Annotated in this window: 2 tRNA genes; both read right to left on the minus strand. The window is 45.9% G+C overall.

From position 1 onward, the window contains the following. Window positions 1-141: 141 nt before the first annotated feature. Window positions 142-217, minus strand: a tRNA-Ala gene (locus tag HU755_RS26950). A gap of 10 nt (window positions 218-227) precedes the next feature. Next, window positions 228-304: transfer RNA gene (locus HU755_RS26955), tRNA-Ile, on the minus strand. Window positions 305-431 lie beyond the last annotated feature (127 nt).

Consider the following 431-nt stretch of genomic DNA (forward strand, 5'->3'; position numbering starts at 1 on the left):
ATCCGTTACCAGTGAAAGTAACGTTCAGTCTATCTTTCTATCACATACCCAAATTTTTAAAGAACGATCTAATCAAAAGACTAGAAATCAATATTCACGCTGAATATTCATTTCTAAACTCTCAAACTTCGAAGCAGTTTATGGTGGAGCCAAGCGGGATCGAACCGCTGACCTCCTGCGTGCAAGGCAGGCGCTCTCCCAGCTGAGCTATGGCCCCATAACAAAATTGGTGGGTCTGGGCAGATTCGAACTGCCGACCTCACCCTTATCAGGGGTGCGCTCTAACCAACTGAGCTACAGACCCAATTTCGAGCTTGTAACTGTTAGCTCAGAGCTATCAGCTTGGAGCTTAAAGCTGCTTCTATCGTCTTCTTCAATGAATCAAGCAATTCGTGTGGGAGCTCATGGAGCAGCTGATGTCGTCGATTAAG

It is taken from the genome of Pseudomonas sp. SWRI111 (genome assembly GCF_014268555.1).
Lineage (GTDB): Bacteria > Pseudomonadota > Gammaproteobacteria > Pseudomonadales > Pseudomonadaceae > Aquipseudomonas > Aquipseudomonas hamedanensis.